This is a genomic window from Pseudomonas sp. SJZ077 (assembly GCF_007993905.1).
In the GTDB taxonomy this organism is placed as follows: Bacteria; Pseudomonadota; Gammaproteobacteria; order Pseudomonadales; family Pseudomonadaceae; genus Aquipseudomonas; species Aquipseudomonas mandelii.
The window spans coordinates 1-15,276 of record NZ_VIUJ01000019.1 but is presented as its reverse complement, the minus strand read 5'-3'; the positions used below and the strand labels follow the sequence as shown (position 1 = coordinate 15,276).

12 protein-coding genes and 2 pseudogenes are annotated in these 15,276 nt (G+C 59.8%); 5 read left to right on the top strand and 9 right to left on the bottom strand.

The genetic code is table 11. From position 1 onward, the window contains the following. Positions 1-8 precede the first annotated feature (8 nt). From FBY01_RS24285 to FBY01_RS24275, 3 genes are read right to left on the bottom strand one after another with little or no spacing between them, the layout of a single operon-like run. Positions 9-269: a phosphopantetheine-binding protein gene (locus tag FBY01_RS24285; protein ID WP_008149626.1), complete on the bottom strand. Its 261-nt coding sequence runs from the start codon at positions 267-269 to the stop codon at positions 9-11. Next, positions 250-1,059 carry a 1-acyl-sn-glycerol-3-phosphate acyltransferase gene (locus tag FBY01_RS24280; RefSeq protein ID WP_010464361.1) on the bottom strand — a complete coding sequence of 270 codons (810 nt, stop codon included), beginning with the start codon at positions 1,057-1,059 and terminating at the stop codon, positions 250-252. The genes FBY01_RS24285 and FBY01_RS24280 overlap by 20 nt, the downstream gene beginning before the upstream one ends. Beyond that, positions 1,035-1,760 carry a beta-ketoacyl synthase chain length factor gene (locus tag FBY01_RS24275; protein ID WP_077747631.1) on the bottom strand — a complete coding sequence of 242 codons (726 nt, stop codon included), beginning with the start codon at positions 1,758-1,760 and terminating at the stop codon, positions 1,035-1,037. Before FBY01_RS24275 ends, FBY01_RS24280 begins: the two co-directional genes overlap by 25 nt. A 357-nt stretch (positions 1,761-2,117) precedes the next feature. Between FBY01_RS24275 and FBY01_RS24270 the strand changes: the two genes are divergently transcribed. Continuing rightward, a complete protein-coding gene (locus tag FBY01_RS24270; RefSeq protein ID WP_010464357.1) occupies positions 2,118-2,888 on the top strand; it encodes a ParA family protein in 771 nt (256 codons plus the stop codon). A gap of 126 nt (positions 2,889-3,014) precedes the next feature. Here FBY01_RS24270 and trxC read toward each other — a convergent pair whose 3' ends face one another. From trxC to FBY01_RS32320, 6 genes and pseudogenes are all read right to left on the bottom strand, one after another. After that, positions 3,015-3,449, bottom strand: coding sequence for a thioredoxin TrxC (gene trxC, locus FBY01_RS24265; protein WP_010464355.1), 435 nt, complete (start codon positions 3,447-3,449; stop codon positions 3,015-3,017). A gap of 270 nt (positions 3,450-3,719) precedes the next feature. After that, positions 3,720-5,183: a protein adenylyltransferase SelO gene (gene selO, locus FBY01_RS24255; RefSeq protein WP_145309921.1), complete on the bottom strand. Its 1,464-nt coding sequence runs from the start codon at positions 5,181-5,183 to the stop codon at positions 3,720-3,722. A gap of 48 nt (positions 5,184-5,231) precedes the next feature. Then, on the bottom strand, positions 5,232-8,582 hold the full coding sequence (gene mscK / locus FBY01_RS24250; RefSeq protein ID WP_145309922.1) for a mechanosensitive channel MscK: 3,351 nt from the start codon (positions 8,580-8,582) through the stop codon (positions 5,232-5,234). Between the two features lie 34 nt (positions 8,583-8,616). Further along, positions 8,617-10,359: a potassium/proton antiporter gene (locus FBY01_RS24245; protein WP_145309924.1), complete on the bottom strand. Its 1,743-nt coding sequence runs from the start codon at positions 10,357-10,359 to the stop codon at positions 8,617-8,619. Between the two features lie 286 nt (positions 10,360-10,645). Beyond that, positions 10,646-11,509 (bottom strand): methyl-accepting chemotaxis protein, encoded by an 864-nt coding sequence (locus tag FBY01_RS32325; RefSeq protein ID WP_370655185.1) that lies wholly within the window; start codon positions 11,507-11,509, stop codon positions 10,646-10,648. Next, positions 11,501-12,256 (bottom strand): annotated as a pseudogene (locus FBY01_RS32320) (MCP four helix bundle domain-containing protein); the annotation flags it as partial. The gene FBY01_RS32325 and the pseudogene FBY01_RS32320, both read right to left, overlap by 9 nt. Before the next feature lie 289 nt (positions 12,257-12,545). Between FBY01_RS32320 and FBY01_RS24235 the strand changes: the two are divergent. The 4 genes and pseudogenes from FBY01_RS24235 to FBY01_RS32310 all read left to right on the top strand — a co-directional run bounded on the left by FBY01_RS24235 (position 12,546) and on the right by FBY01_RS32310 (position 15,113). Beyond that, entirely contained in the window at positions 12,546-12,776 is a 231-nt protein-coding gene (locus FBY01_RS24235) for a hypothetical protein (RefSeq protein ID WP_010464345.1), read from the top strand. Next, positions 12,773-13,075, top strand: coding sequence for a cell division protein ZapA (locus FBY01_RS24230; RefSeq protein WP_010464343.1), 303 nt, complete (start codon positions 12,773-12,775; stop codon positions 13,073-13,075). Before FBY01_RS24235 ends, FBY01_RS24230 begins: the two co-directional genes overlap by 4 nt. A 100-nt stretch (positions 13,076-13,175) precedes the next feature. Further along, positions 13,176-14,249, top strand: a pseudogene (locus FBY01_RS32315) (cache domain-containing protein); the annotation flags it as partial. 18 nt (positions 14,250-14,267) lie between these two features. Beyond that, a complete protein-coding gene (locus tag FBY01_RS32310; RefSeq protein WP_370693279.1) occupies positions 14,268-15,113 on the top strand; it encodes a methyl-accepting chemotaxis protein in 846 nt (281 codons plus the stop codon). Positions 15,114-15,276: the final 163 nt, after the last annotated feature.

Sequence of the window (15,276 nt, the reverse complement as noted above, 5' to 3'; positions counted from 1 at the left end):
GTCCGGTCTCAAGCTGCCTGTTTTGCGGTGACGAACGCCGCAAGGCTCGCCACGTTGCTGAAGTGATTGCGGGTGTCCTTGGCGTCGGCGTCGATTTTGATGCCGTACTTTTTCTGGATGGCCAGGCCGAGTTCCAGGGCGTCTACCGAATCCAGGCCCAGGCCTTCGCCGAACAGCGTCTGGTCATCGCCGATGTCTTGTGCGCTGATGTCTTCAAGGCCCAGGGCGTCGATGATCAGTTCTTTGATTTCACGGTGTAGATCGCTCATCTTCGGCGAGCTCCTTAATAAAGTAAGAGTGCAAATAATCGTTGAGCTTGCGCGAAGCCTGAGGTGCAGGGCCACATGAAGCAAAGGCTTGTGGGTCTATATCGGCCCCGACACGGAAACTGAAGTGCACGCGACGTTTCGGGATGCGATACCAGGGCTCGGCCTTGGTCAATGTGGTCGGGCTGACCTTGATGATCACCGGGGTCAGAATTCTCGCACCGCGCAGGGCGATTGCCGCGCCCCCCCGATGAAAGGCTGGCGGTTCGCCCGGCTGGGTGCGTGTGCCTTCGGGAAAGATGATCAGCGTCTGACCGCTTTTCAGTGCGTCAGCCGCGGCGTCGAGCATGTCCATGCTGCCGTCGTTGCTGATGTAGTCGGTACGGCGTAGCGGGCCGCGGGTGAACGGGTTCTCCCAGAGGCTGTTTTTGACCACGCAGTTGGCGTGACGCACCAGGCCGATCAGAAATACCACGTCGATCAGCGACGGGTGATTGGCCATGATCATCTGGCCCGGGCGACCGAGTTTTTCCGCGCCCTGGATGTCGTAAGTCAGTACCCCGGTACGGGCCATGAACCGGACGAAAAACCAAAAGCAGCGACTGACGGTTTGCCGTGCCCGTAACCGATGGGTCTGCGCATCGCCGGGCAAGCAGCCCAGCAACGGGAACACCACCAGCCGCAGGCACAGCCCGCCCAACCCGAACAGGGTGAAGCTTGCGGCAGTGGCCAGCAGACGCCAGTAATAGGCGTCGCGGTTTTTTTCGCTTACAGGTTGCGTTGCCAGGTCCATACACGATTTTTCCAGGCATGTTGGCAGGTAGTCTGCTGGCCGAGCAGGGTACGCAAGAGATTCAGGGCATGGGGCCAGTGGGCGTTGGACAACGTATCTGAAGTGCTGTTCAGGGACAGCTGCCAGTCGGTACCCGGTGTCAGCAACAGGCCAACTGCATAGGGGAACGGCACGTCGTCGATCCAGGCCGAGTAGGCTTCGGGCGGTATTTCTTCAGTGACGATCAGCAGCACGGCAGGCGCGCCTTCGGAAAGTAGCGCCGCGGCCTCTAGCATGCCGTTTTCAAGGCCGTCACCCGCGGCGGCAAGGGCGGTCATCTCGCTGGTTTCACCGCGCATGATCGACCACAGGCCAATGACCGCGTTGTGCACCGACAAGCTGAATTGGGTTGGCGACAAGGGTTGCCCGGCTGCCAGATCACTCAGGATCTCGAAGGTACGGGGTGTTTCGCCATGACGGGAAATAAAGACCAGCGGTAGGTCTTGGCGACCATCGGCCAGGGGCCAGCCGACGCTGAACGCCATCCGCGCCAGGCGACTGAGCCGTCGGCGCTGCATGGCGGGCAGAAAAGACACGTCGGGGGCGGCATCGCTGCTCTGAAGCACGACCGGTTGTCGGCTCCAGGCCTGCCAATCGTCCACGCTTTCGAGCCCAGGGGCCCACGCGCGCCATTGGGCGATGTTGAAATTGATCACAGCCATTCATCCCGCCCCTGCGGGCTTTCTTGACACGGCGAATCGCAAAAAAAAGCGAACGGCCATACGTGGCGCTTAGCGCCGAGTGGCGCGCATTATCCCGTTGCGACGGGCGTGTAGCAAATGATGGTTACATTTTGCTCAGTGAAACGTACTGGTTGGTCCGTGAAAAAGCTGTCGTTTGGCCATTATCCACATCGGGGTGATCATGTCTGTCAGCTCTGTCGGTAATCAGTGGCGGGGTTGGCGGCTTTTTTATTAAGAGATTGCCGCTGACTGTGTAGTCCCCATGCCAGCGAGGTAGCTAAGCAGTGTCGTGGACTACTACACTCGGTCATTCTTTGATACACGGAGGTTTTTGACATGCGGCGCGTGGTGTTCAATCAGAAAGGTGGCGTGGGCAAATCCAGCATTGCCTGCAATCTGGCGGCGGTCAGTGCCAGCGAGGGTTATCGCACCCTGTTGGTGGATCTCGATGCCCAGGCCAACTCCACTCAGTACCTGACAGGCCTTACCGGTGATGACATCCCGATGGGCATCGCCGACTTCTTCAAGCAGACCCTGTCCTCTGGACCGTTCTCGAAGAAAAACAAGGTCGACATCTACGAAACGCCGTTCGAAAACCTCCATGTCATTACCGCGACCGCCGAGTTGGCTGACCTGCAGCCCAAACTTGAGGCCAAACACAAGATCAACAAGCTGCGCAAATTGCTTGAGGAACTGGGGGAAGATTACGACCGCATCTACCTTGATACCCCGCCTGCGCTGAACTTCTATGCGGTATCGGCATTGATCGCCGCTGACCGGGTGCTGATCCCCTTCGATTGCGACAGCTTCTCGCGCCAGGCGCTGTACGGCCTGCTGGCGGAAATCGAAGAGTTGAAGGACGACCACAACGAAGGCCTGGAGGTTGAAGGCATCGTGGTCAATCAGTTCCAGGCCCGTGCCAGCCTGCCGCAGCAAATTCTCGACGAGCTGATCGCCGAAGGATTGCCGGTGCTGCCGGTGTACCTGACCAGCTCGGTGCGCATGCGCGAATCCCACCAGGCCAATACGCCGCTGATTCACCTCGACCCACGGCACAAGTTGACGCAGCAATTCGTCGAGCTGCACAACCTGCTCGAAAACGCCTGACAGTCCCCTGTAGGAGCGAGGCTTGCCCGCGAAGAGGGCATAACATTCAACACTGCAGTTGACTGCCAGATCGTCTTCGCGGGCAAGCCTCGCTCCTACAGTTGCGGGGTGATGACGAGATCTCGTTCAGATCCCCTGGCTACGCAACCAGCTCATCAACTGCGGTAACGGAAACGCCCCGCTCTGACGCGCCACTTCCCGGCCGTTCTTGAACAGAATAAGACTCGGAATCGAGCGAATCCCCAACTGCGCCGACAATTGCTGATTCGCCTCGCTGTCCAGCTTGGCCAGCCGACACTTACCCGCCAATTGCCCCGCCGCCTGCTCGAACACCGGCGCAAACGACTTGCACGGCCCACACCACTGCGCCCACACGTCCACCAGCAGCGGCAGATCACCCTTGATCTGACTGGCGTAATCGCCTTGCTTCAATTCGAACGGCTTGCTCAACAGGACCTGGGCCTTGCAGCGGCCGCACTTTGGATGGTCGTTGAGGCGTTCGGCGGGGATGCGGTTGAGGCCGTTGCAGTGGGGGCAGGGGATGAGGAGTGGGTCGGTCATGGTCGGAGCTCTGAATGTTTGGGCTGTCTAAAACTGATTTGGAGTCGCACGCTACGTTTATCAAGACAACACAACCGGGCAGGCACGGTGATGCTCACATATTCGGGAGAAACAAACGGTGTCGCGGTTTGTAATCAGGTACGTAGTTTTGATATTGAGCAGCGTGTGCGCGACGGCTCAGCCAGGTTCATTGAGCGACTTGATGACGTTACGATGGCAGACATCGTTGCTCGCGTCGTCAGTGCCATTGATCCCCTGGACTGACCAACATCACGACGAACAACTGATCTCCAAATGCTTCCCCCACTCCGGCGGCCGTTCGGCATAGCTTTCCATCCCCGCTTGCTCGTCGAACGGATTACTCAGCACCGTATGCAGTCGCCGAACCTCTGAATAGTCGCCGCTCTCTGCCGCATCGATGGCTTTCTGCGCCAGATAGTTGCGCAGGATGTACAGCGGATTGACGGCATGCATCCGCTTGCGCCGCTGCTCCTGATCTATCTCGCCTTCGCGGGCAACCCGGGCGACATACAGTTCGGCCCAGGCATCGAAGCCTTTGATGTCGACGAAGTCATCGCGCAAGCGGGCGACGGCCAGTTCCGGTGATTCATCCCCCAGGCGACGGAAGAACAAGGTGTAATCGACGCCGCTGTTCTGCATCAGTTGCAGCAGGTGTTCCAGCAGTTTCTGGTCATCGTCTTCAGCGGTGGTGAGGCCGAGGCGGCGGCGCATCAGGTCCAGGTAGTGGGCCTGGTACAGCGGCAGGTACAGGCCAAGGGTTTCGCGCAGGGCGTCGACGCTGATGAACGGCGTCAGTGCCTGGGCGAGGGCGCTGAGGTTCCACTGGCCGATCGGCACCTGGTTGCTGAAGGAATACCGGCCCTGATCATCCGAGTGATTGCAGATGAAATGGGCGTCGAAGTCGTCGAGAAAGGCAAACGGTCCGAAGTCGAAGGTGATGCCAAGGATCGACATGTTGTCGGTGTTCATCACGCCGTGGCAGAAGCCATACGCCTGCCATTTGGCGATCAGCTCGGCATTGCGCTCGACGATTTCGCGGAACATCGCCAGGTACGGTTCCGGTTGTTCCAGGCACTCGGGGAAATGCATGGCCAATACGTGCTCGCCGAGTTCTTTCTGCTTCTCGGGGCGTTTGGTGTAGTAGAAATATTCGAAATGCCCGAAACGCACATGGCTCGGCGCCAGGCGCAGGACCATGGCCGCGCGTTCCTGCTTCTCGCGCCACACCGGAGTGTCGGAGCCGATCACGCACAGGGCACGGGTAGTCGGGATGTTCAGGGCATTCAGTGCTTCGGAGGCGAGAAACTCGCGGATCGACGAGCGCAGTACCGCGCGTCCATCGCCCATGCGCGAAAAGGGTGTCTGACCGGCGCCCTTGAGGTGCAGGTCCCAGTGTTCGCCGGCCTCGTTGTAGACCTCGCCCAGCAACAAACCGCGACCGTCGCCCAGCTGTGGGTTGTAAGAACCGAACTGATGCCCGGAATAAACCATCGCCCTCGGGACCGCATCGGCCCAGAGCTTGTGGCCGCTGAACAGTTCGGCGAACTCCCGGGTGTCGGCCACGGCCGGGTCGAGGTCGAGCAACGCCATGGCTGCTGGGCTGGCCACCACCAGGCGCGGGTTGTCGATGGGCTCGGGCAGCACATGGGCGGAAAACGTATCGCCCAGGCGGGCGAAGCGATTATCGAAGGTCAGTTCGTCGAGAGGTTTCAACGGCCATCTCCAGCAGAATGTCCGAGCATTCTGCTAGGGATAGGGCCGTTAGTCGAGTTTGGTGGGCGGCGGCTCTTGCGTCGCCTTGCTATCCACCAGCGGCGCGATGGTTTTGGATTCGGGATCGATCGGTACCATTTTGTATTCCTGGCCTTGAAGGTTCTTGAGGTAGACCTCCATCTGCCGGAACGAGATGTTGATGTGCTGCTTCTTGAATTCGCGATTGATGAAGCGGTTGACCTCATCCAGCACCGGGTTGCGGTCACCGAGGTCACGCACGTGCATGCGCAACTCGTGGTCGAGGGTGCTTTCGCCGAAGTTCAGGAAGTACACGTGGGGTTCCGGGTCTTTCAGGACGCGTGGGTTATCGCGCGCGGCTTTGAGCAGCAGCTCTTTCACCAGGTCCAGGTCCGAACCGTAATCGACGCCGAGCTTGAGGGTCACCCGGGTAATGGTGTCGGTCAGGGACCAGTTGATCAGTTGCCCGGTGATGAACGTCTTGTTCGGGACAATGATGTCCTTGCGGTCGAAGTCGGTGATGGTTGTGGCGCGGATACGGATCTTGCTGACCGTGCCCGACAGGTTGCCGATGGTGATGGTGTCGCCGATCCGCACCGGGCGTTCGAACAGAATCATGATGCCGGAGATGAAGTTGGCGAAGATCTCCTGCATGCCAAAGCCGAGGCCGACCGACAACGCCGCCACCAGCCATTGCAACTTGTCCCAGCTCACGCCGAGGGTGGACAGGGTCGAGACGAAACCGATGCCGGCGATCGCATAGGACAGCAACGTGGTCGTGGCATAGGCGCTGCCCTGCGCCAGGTTCAACTTCGACAGCACCAGCACTTCCAGCAGCCCCGGCAAGTTGCGCGCCAGAGCGAATGTGATGCCGATGATGATCAGCGCGCCGAGCATGTCGCCGATGCTGATCGGCACCATGCTCATATTGGCGCCGGTGCCGCTGGTGTATTCGTAGAGGGTGACGTTGTCCAGGTACGAAAACACCGAAATCAGATCGGACCAGACCCAATACAGCGCCGCGATGAAACCGCCCAGCAGTGCCAGGCGAATCAGTCGCAGGGACTGTTCGTTGACCTTCTCGATGTCCAGCGTCGGCTCTTCGATCACCGCTTCGCCGTCGCCGGCCTCTTTCGCCGCCTGGCGTTTGGCCAGGGCGCGTTGGTAGGCCAGGCGTCGTGCCGCCACGCTGAGGCCACGAACGAACGTGGCTTCGATCACCAGCCAGAACATCAGCAGGTAAAGGGTGTTGATCAACCGGTCGCTGAGCTTCAGCGCGGTGTAGTAGTAGCCGAAGCACACCGCCACGAACAATGCCACGGGCAGGATGGTAAACAGGACGCCGACTGCTTTGCGGAACAGCGAAGCGTTCTGGTGCGTCGGGCTGCTGACCAGCAGGCGGCTGAGCAGCCAGGCCATCAAGGCGTAGCAGGTCAGCACCACGGGCATGCCGAGCACGTCATCCGCCAGCGTCGAGGGTTGCAGTTCGGCCACCGCCACCACGGCGACCAATGCCATCACCACCAACCCGAGTCGGCGGACCCAGCCCTGAAGGAATTCGACCTGGGGTTTTTCCCAGCGGAAATGCAGTTCAGCCACGCCGCCCGGCGCGAGAATCCGGTAAGCGGTGTAGAACACCAGCCAGGCCTGGGCCATTTGCAGCAGCGCCGCGCCCATGTTGGCGTTCTGCCCGCGGGCGTCGATCTGCAGGGCCAGGCCGCACAAGGCCAGGCCCAGCGAGACCGGCATCGCCAGCAGAATATTGATCAAGATGGCCTGCGGCGTGTGCCATTGGCTGTCACGCTTGAAGTGGCCGATGTCCTGGTGAACTTTGCTCAATCGGGCGTACAGGCTTTTACGCCGCCACAGCAGGGCGCCGATCAGCAACACCAGGGGCAGGAACAACAACGGCCGCTGGATCAGGCCATCGCTCAATTCGCTCAGGCTGGAAGCCCACGGCAGCGTGGTGACCTGCCGTTGCAAACGCTCCGGTACGCCGTGCATCCATTCCAGATCCAGCGGCTTGTTGCTGGGGATCCAGAACATCTGCTCATCGAGCGTCGCCCGCAGGCTTTGCGTGGTACTGAGCAGTTGCTTCTGGTTGAGTTGCAGGGTGATGGATTGGTTGAGCACCGCGCTCAGTTCGCGGTTGAGGCGCTCCAGCAGGTCTGCGCGGGTGGTGGCCAGCTCCAGCAGGCTCTTGCGCAGTTGCGGGGTGACTTGCTCCGGCGGTTGGGTCGCCAACAGATTGTCGACGTAGGTTGCCGGGTTGTTGAGCAGCTCCCGTTGCTGGCTGACTTCGAATTGAAACAGGCGAATGTCGGCGATCTGGTCAGCGAGGTCGCGGTCGAGCTTGAGGCGCGGCAGGGCCGCCTTCTGTTTGTAGAGAATCTTGGAGAGCAGCAGGCTGCCCTTGAGTACGCTGATCTGCTCGTCCAGGGCCGAATCGCTTTGGGTCACGCTGTCCAGTTGCTGCTTGGTTTGCAGGTTTTGCTGGGTGATTGCGTTGAGGCGGTCGGTGTTTTTGAGCAGGTAGTCAGAGAGTTTCAGGTTCGCCGCGCTTTCGGTGGCCAGCAAGCTGCTGCTGCCGGATTTCTGCGCTTCGATGGATTGTTGGGTCACCGCCTCTTGGGAGTGGGCCAGGCGCTTCTGATTGATCAGGGTCTGCAACTCCTGGATTTCCTGATCCAGGCGATCGGTTTTTTCCGTGAGCAAATCATGCTGGCTGTTGCCCAGGTCCTGCAACTGGCTGTTACCGGCCAGTTCCTCGCGGCGCAGCGGGATCAAGGCATTCAGTGCCGCAAGCTCGGCGTTGAGCTGGTCACGCTGTTCGCCGCTCAAGGCTTTGCCGTTGTCTTTGCCGGCCTTGAGAATGTTGTTGATCTGCTGGATGCGCGTCTGGCTGGTGGAAATTTCAGCCTGGGCGCGCTCGGGTCGTGTCTGGGCGATAATCACCAGACTGTTGGCGTCGGCCAGTGCTTTCTGCAGATCGCTTTGCTGGGTCGAGCGCTCGGTGAGCACTTGCTCGAGCTGCTGGACCGACTGGTTGGCGTAGCGCTGCGCAACTGGCTGTGCCTTGCTGGCTTTCAGCCGCGCCAATTCCCGCTGGTTCTCGATGTTCTGCTTGGGAGCGGTGGCCAGTTGCTGCTTCAGATCGATCAATTTCTGATCGTAATCGCGCTTGTTATTGAGCTGAGTCAGCGTGTTTTGCAGGATACCCTGCAACGCTTTTTGATCCGCTTCCGGCAGTTTGCGATCGGCGATCTTGTCCAGACTCGCCTGCACGGCTTCGCTGGTCGGCGGTCCAGCCGCTTGCAACGTACCGACAGAAAGACTCAAGCCCAACAGGGCCATGATGAAAAAAGTGCGCAGGGTTGGCATAGAGACCGATCGAAAACGAGACGAAGGTTGGAGTTTAGAGGAACAAGCCCGGGCCGGGGCGACTTCCTTCGGGGAATCTGACGCCCACTTTGCCGATCTTGTTCCCTTCCATGGCCGCAACGGTCCAGATGGTGTTGTTCCACTCCACCTGGTCACCGACGACGGGAGCACCGCCGACTTTCTGGGCAATGAATCGACCCAGGGACATGTCTGGATCGATGCCTTCGACTTTCAACCCGTACAGTGCCGCAACCGCGGCCAGCTGGGCGTCTCCTTCGAGCACGAAGTCGCCGAAGAAGCGCAAATCGAGGCCGCGCTGCGGTGCCTGACTGAAGAGCTTTCCGAGGGCTGGAAGATTGTGCTCGTGGCCGATCACACACAGCAAATCATCGACTTCGAGCACCGTACTACCCGACGGATGGAGCAGTTGCTGACCACGAAACAGAGCGGCGATACGCGTGCCGTCGGGCATTTTCAGCTCGCGAAGGGGCGAACCGATGCACCATTTCTCGGCGCCGAGGCGATAAACGAACAACTCCCACTCGCTGGTAACGTGCACTTCCAGCGCTGCGCGCGAGATCGGTGCCGGCTCCGGCGGAACGGTCACTTTCAAAAGTTTCGCCACCCACGGCAGGCTCGTGCCCTGCACCAGCAGCGACACCAGCACGATAAAGAAGGCAAGGTTGAAGTAGAGCTGGGCATCCGGCAGGCCGGCCATCAGCGGGAACACCGCCAGAATGATCGGGACCGCGCCGCGTAGGCCGACCCAGGAAATAAACGCCTTCTCGCGGCCATGGAACGCCTTGAACGGCAGCAGGCCGACCAGCACCGACAACGGCCGTGCAAACAGAATCATCCACAGCGCCAGACCCAGCGCGGGCAGGGCGATCGGCAACAGGTCATGCGGCGTCACCAGCAGCCCCAGCACCAGGAACATGCCGATCTGTGCCAACCAGGCCATGCCGTCGAGCATGTGGAGAATGCCGTGGCGGCTGCGCACCGGACGATTGCCGATCACCAGGCCGCAGAGGTAAACCGCCAGGAAGCCACTGCCGTGCAGGGCGTTGGTCAGGGCGAAGACGGCCAGGCCGCCGGCAATCACCAGAATCGGGTAGAGGCCGTTGGCGAGGTTGATCCGGTTGACCAATTGCAGCATGACCCAGCCACCGCCGAGGCCAATCACGGCCCCGATGCCGAATTCACGCACGAAATGCCCGAGCAGGCTCCAATGCAGGCCCGTCTGGCCGCTGGCGAGCATGTCGATCAGGGTGACGGTGAGAAACACCGCCATCGGGTCGTTGCTGCCGGATTCGATTTCGAGGCTGGCAGTCACCCGTTCGTTCAGGCCTTTACCGCCCAGCAGCGAGAACACTGCCGCGGCGTCGGTCGAGCCGACGATGGCACCGATCAGCAAACCCTGGATCATGTTCAGGTTGAACAGCCAGGCGGCGGCCATGCCGGTCAGCGCGGTGGTGATCAACACCCCGACCGTGGCCAGCGACAACGCCGGCCACAACGCCACGCGAAAGCTGGATACGCGGGTGCGCAAGCCACCATCGAGCAGGATCACCGCGAGGGCGAGGTTGCCGACCAGATAAGCCGTGGGATAGTTATCAAAGATAATGCCGCCGCCGTCGACGCCGGCGGCCATGCCCACGGCGAGGATGATCACCAGAATCGGGATGCCGAGGCGCGAGGAAAGTGAGCTCACCAGAATGCTCGCACCTACCAGCAACGCGCCGATCAAGAACAGGCTGTTGATGGTCGTCGCATTCAAAGGCAGTACTCCAGAAAGCTGAAAGGCGGGCACAAACTGACCATGCAGTCTGCGTGCCAGCGATTCTAACCTGTTGAAATGTGATGCTGTCAAAAAGCTTTTGCAGCAGCGACAACGTCACCGAGATTGAGCTTGATCCCTGTGGCGAGGGAGCTTGCTCCCGTTGGATCGCGCAGCGACCCCGAAGAGGCGGCGCGGTGAATCAGATTCAACGCGCAGGCTGATTGGCGACTGCTTCGCAGCCGAACGGGAGCAAGCTCCCTCGCCACAGAGAAAGTGTCGGCGCTTACAGGCTGAACCGCCCAACCATGTTGTTCAGGTCCAGCGCCAATCGCGACAACTCATTGCTCGCCGCACTCGTCTGATTCGCCCCGGTCGCCGATTGCACCGACAAATCACGGATATTCACCAGGTTGCGATCCACTTCACGGGCGACCTGCGCCTGTTCTTCGGCCGCGCTGGCGATTACCAGGTTGCGCTCGTTGATCTCGACAATGGCACTGTTGATCGTATCCAGCGAAAGACCTGCACCGCGGGCGATGTTCAAGGTCGATTCAGCACGTTCGGTGCTGTTGCGCATCGAGTTCACCGCATGTTCGGTGCCGCTCTGAATGCTGCCGATCATGCGTTCGATCTCGCTGGTCGACTGCTGAGTACGATGCGCCAGTGCACGGACCTCATCCGCCACCACTGCGAAGCCACGTCCGGCTTCACCGGCACGCGCGGCTTCAATCGCTGCGTTCAACGCCAGCAGGTTGGTCTGGTCAGCCAGGCCACGGATCACGTCCAGCACCTTGCCGATGTCACGGGACTCGTTGGCCAGATCACCAATCAAGGTCGCGGTGCTCTGCACATCGGCGCTCATGCGTTCGATGGCGCTGACGGTTTCCTGCACCAGGTCACGGCCGTCACCGGCCGAGGTGGTGGCGTTCTTCGAGGCTTCGGACGTGCTCACGGCGTTGCGCGCGACTTCTTCCACGGCGCTGGTCATTTCATTGACAGCGGTGGCGGCCTGTTCGATTTCGTTGTTCTGCTGGGTCAGGCCACGGGCGCTTTCGTCGGTGACGCTGTTCAGTTCTTCAGCGGCGGACGCCAGTTGCGTAGCCGAGCCGGAAATCCGCTGCAGGGTGTCGCGCAGCTTTTCCTGCATCTTCGACATGGCCAGCAGCAAGCGGCCGGCTTCGTCATCGCCATCGACATGAATAGGGCGAGTCAGGTTGCCTTCGGCGATTTCTTCGGCCGCGCTCAAGGCGTTGGCAATCGGTTTGGTGATGCTGTTGGTCAGGAGCCAGGCGAACAGCAAGGTCAGGCCGCTGGCAATGACCAACAAGGTGATGACCAGGTTGAGCGACGTTGAATACTGTTCGCCGGCCCGGGTGTCGGTGACTTCGATCTGTTGCGTATTGATTTCGAGCAACTTGGCCAGTGCCGCGTTGACGGCCTCGGAGTTGGAGAGCAATTCGCTATTGAGCATTGTGCGCAGTTCATCGACCTGATTGTTGCGCGAGAGGGTCTTCATGCGGTCTTCAAGTTGGCGGTATTGCGCCAGCAACTGCACGTACTGATCGTAGGCGGCACGCTCTTGCGGGCCCTCGATCAGCGGTTCGTAGACTTTCTGCGCGTCACGAATCTGCTGATTACGCAGATCGAACAGCTCGAAGGTTTTCTGCTGCACGTCTGGTTCACGGTTCACCAGCAAGCGGTAGGACAGCACCCGCAGGCGCAGGGTCAGTTGAGTGAATTCGTCCAGGCTTTTGATGCTCGGCACGCTCATGGAGGCAATGTCTTCGCCGGCGCCGCGAATCTTGCTCATCTGGTTCAAGGCAAACACCCCCAGAACCAGCATCAAACCGCCAATCAGGGCGAAACCGAGGAACGCCCGCGGTGCGATATTCATATTACGAAGGGACATGGTGTTTACCAAAGTGAGCGCACCCGTGCGGCGCTGAAGCTGACGTATGGGTGACTTATCGGTCATACGACTAAAGTCTTGAGGGCCTGCGCGTTTTTGTCGCACAACCGCTCCGGCGACGAAGTGCAGGAACCAGATCCGCCAATCACAGTCTTTAAAGCTCGCGAGGAAGGTCGCCCGCCAGGAAAATCAAGGCCTTGCGTCCCAATAACCCTGGCATCGGTGGTGACTTTTCTTTATCGTACGCGCCCTTTGAAATGCTTGGAAAATCAAAATGTTGGAAGCATCCCTTAGTCAATTGGAACAGCTGGTCAGCGACCTGGTGCAACAGAACCAGACCCTGCTCGCCACCAACCAGACCCTGAGCACAGAACTGGCCCAGGCCAAGGATGAAAACGAAAGTCTGCAACTGAACCTGATGGAACAGGAAGAGAAACAAGGGGCCACCGCAGCCCGCATCCAGGCCCTGGTTGAGCGCGTCAGCGCCGGCCCGGTCAGCGCATGAATCACGGCGCCGCAGGGGTAAAAGTCGTCTCGATCCTGGGGGAGGACTATTCGATCAAGGCGCCGGCCGGGGAAGAGCAAACCCTGCTGGACGCCGCGATGATGTTGAAAGCTGCCTTGGCTGACACCAAAAGGAAGTACCCGACACTGATCGGTGACCGACTGCTGGTATTGGCTGCGATGAATCTGTGTTCCCAGCAGATCGAAATGCAAAAGCAGCACAAGCAGGAACTCGACCGTTACCAAGAGCAAGTCAGCGCCACGGTTGAAGTGATCTCCAAGACGATCAATCAGGCCTGATCGGCTTTGCGCACAACCAAAGAATAGATTGTCGGTTTAGTTGTATACAATCGGCACGGCTGTTGCAGTGTTTCAGCCTCTTATTCTTTGGGGGTGCTCCATGCAGTTCTGGCGACGCAGTATTCAATGGCAGTTGATCCTCAGCATGGGCACCGCCCTGCTGGTCAGCATCCTGATCGTGGTTGGCATTTATACCCTCGTGGTCAACCGCCTTGCCCAGAGCTATCTGGTCGAACAGGCACTGCCGTCCAGCATCGAAGCGATGCGCAACGACATCGAACGAATCCTCGTCCAACCCCTCACCGCCGCCAAGGACATCGCCAGCAACAGCATGGTGCGCGACTGGTTGGCCGGAGGTGAAAACAGTGCCCAGACCGCCGCGTTCGTCCAGTATCTGGAAGGCATCCGTGCCGAACACAAAGCCTTTACCGCGCTGATCGTCGGCACGGCTTCAAACCATTACTTCACTGAAAAAGGCCTGGACCGGACCCTCAGCCGTACCAACCCCAAGGACGCCTGGTTCTACGCGTTCCTCGACAGCAACCAGCCACGCACCCTCAATATCGACAATGACACCGCGACCGGAGAATTGGCGCTGTTCATCGACCTCAAGGTCGAGCAGGCCGGTAAAGTCGTGGGCGTTGCCGGGCTTGGGTTGAGCATGAAAGAGCTGTCGGAGCTGATTCACAACTTCAACTTCGGTGAGCGCGGCAAGGTCTATCTCGTGCGTTCCGATGGTTTGATCCAGGTTCACCCTGAAGCGCAGTTCAGCGGCAAGCGCACGCTGGCCGAGCAAATCGGCGCGCCCGCCGCACAATCGGTCATGGGTCAAAAAGTTGCCACCAACAGCAGCTTTGTCCGCGATGGCGAAGATTATCTGGCGTTGAGCCTGCCGTTGCGGGATCTGGGCTGGACCCTGGTGGCCGAAGTGCCACAGTCGCAGATCTACGCCGAAGCCCGTCGCGCCATGTGGATGAGCAGCGGCATTGGTCTGGCGGTGGCGCTGGTGTGTCTGTTGCTGGTGGTATTACTGGCCCGTGGCCTGGTGCGGCCGATCCGTCAGGTAACAGCGGCGCTGGTGGCCATTGGTAGCGGTGGTGGAGATTTGACCCACCGGTTAGATTCCAGCCGCGCCGATGAACTGGGTGACCTGGCGCGAGGCTTTAATCGATTCCTCGACAGTCAGCGCGAGATGATCGGTGAAGTGCTGACCACCAGCGAGCGTTTGCGCACGGCGGTCAGCCAAGTGGCGAAGGTTGTGGACAACACCGCCGAGCGCTCCGGTCGTCAGCAGGATATGACCGACATGGTCGCCACCGCTGTTCATGAGATGGGCCTGACCGTGCAGGAAATCGCCCAGAACGCGGGTAACGCCGCGGTCGCTTCACAGAACGCTCGCGATGAAGCGATGCAAGCAAGGGAAGTGGTCGGTGGGTCGATCCGGCATATAGAAAGCATGTCCGACGAAATCGGCATCGCCGCCAGTGCCGTCGGCGAATTGGCCGATCAGGTCGCATCCATCGATCAGGTGCTGGCAGTGATTCGCGGGATCTCCGAGCAAACCAATTTACTGGCACTGAACGCGGCCATCGAAGCCGCACGGGCCGGAGACATGGGCCGTGGATTTGCGGTCGTGGCGGATGAAGTGCGCACGTTGGCGCGGCGCACGCAGTCGTCGACCGATGAGATCCAACAGATGATCGGCAGCCTCAAGCAGGGCGCGGAGAATGCGGTTTCATCCATGCACTCCGGGCAGGCAGCAACAGGCACCGGCGTGGAATCGAGCCAGCGCACTGGCGCGTCGTTGACGGCGATTACCGGTCAGGTCGAGCGTATCAGCGACATGAACCATCAAGTGGCGACGGCCACGGAAGAGCAGTCGGCAGTGACGGAGGAGATCAACCGCAATGTGCAGGGGATTTCCGATTTGGCCCGGGCGACGGCGGGGGAAGTCAGGGCTTGTCGCGAAGACTGTCAGACATTGCAGCGGTTGGCGGATGATCTGGCGCGGCAGATGGGTGGGTTCAAGTTGAGCTGATAAATATGTTGTTTGTGCTGACGTCATCGCGAGCAGGCTCGCTCCCACATTGGATCTGTGAACACTTGACCCTGTGGGAGATTCTATGTTTGGGGGGAACACCCAAACATAGAATTTGGCTTGTATTCGGTTTGGTTTTTCATCAGGGCAAACATCACTCTGG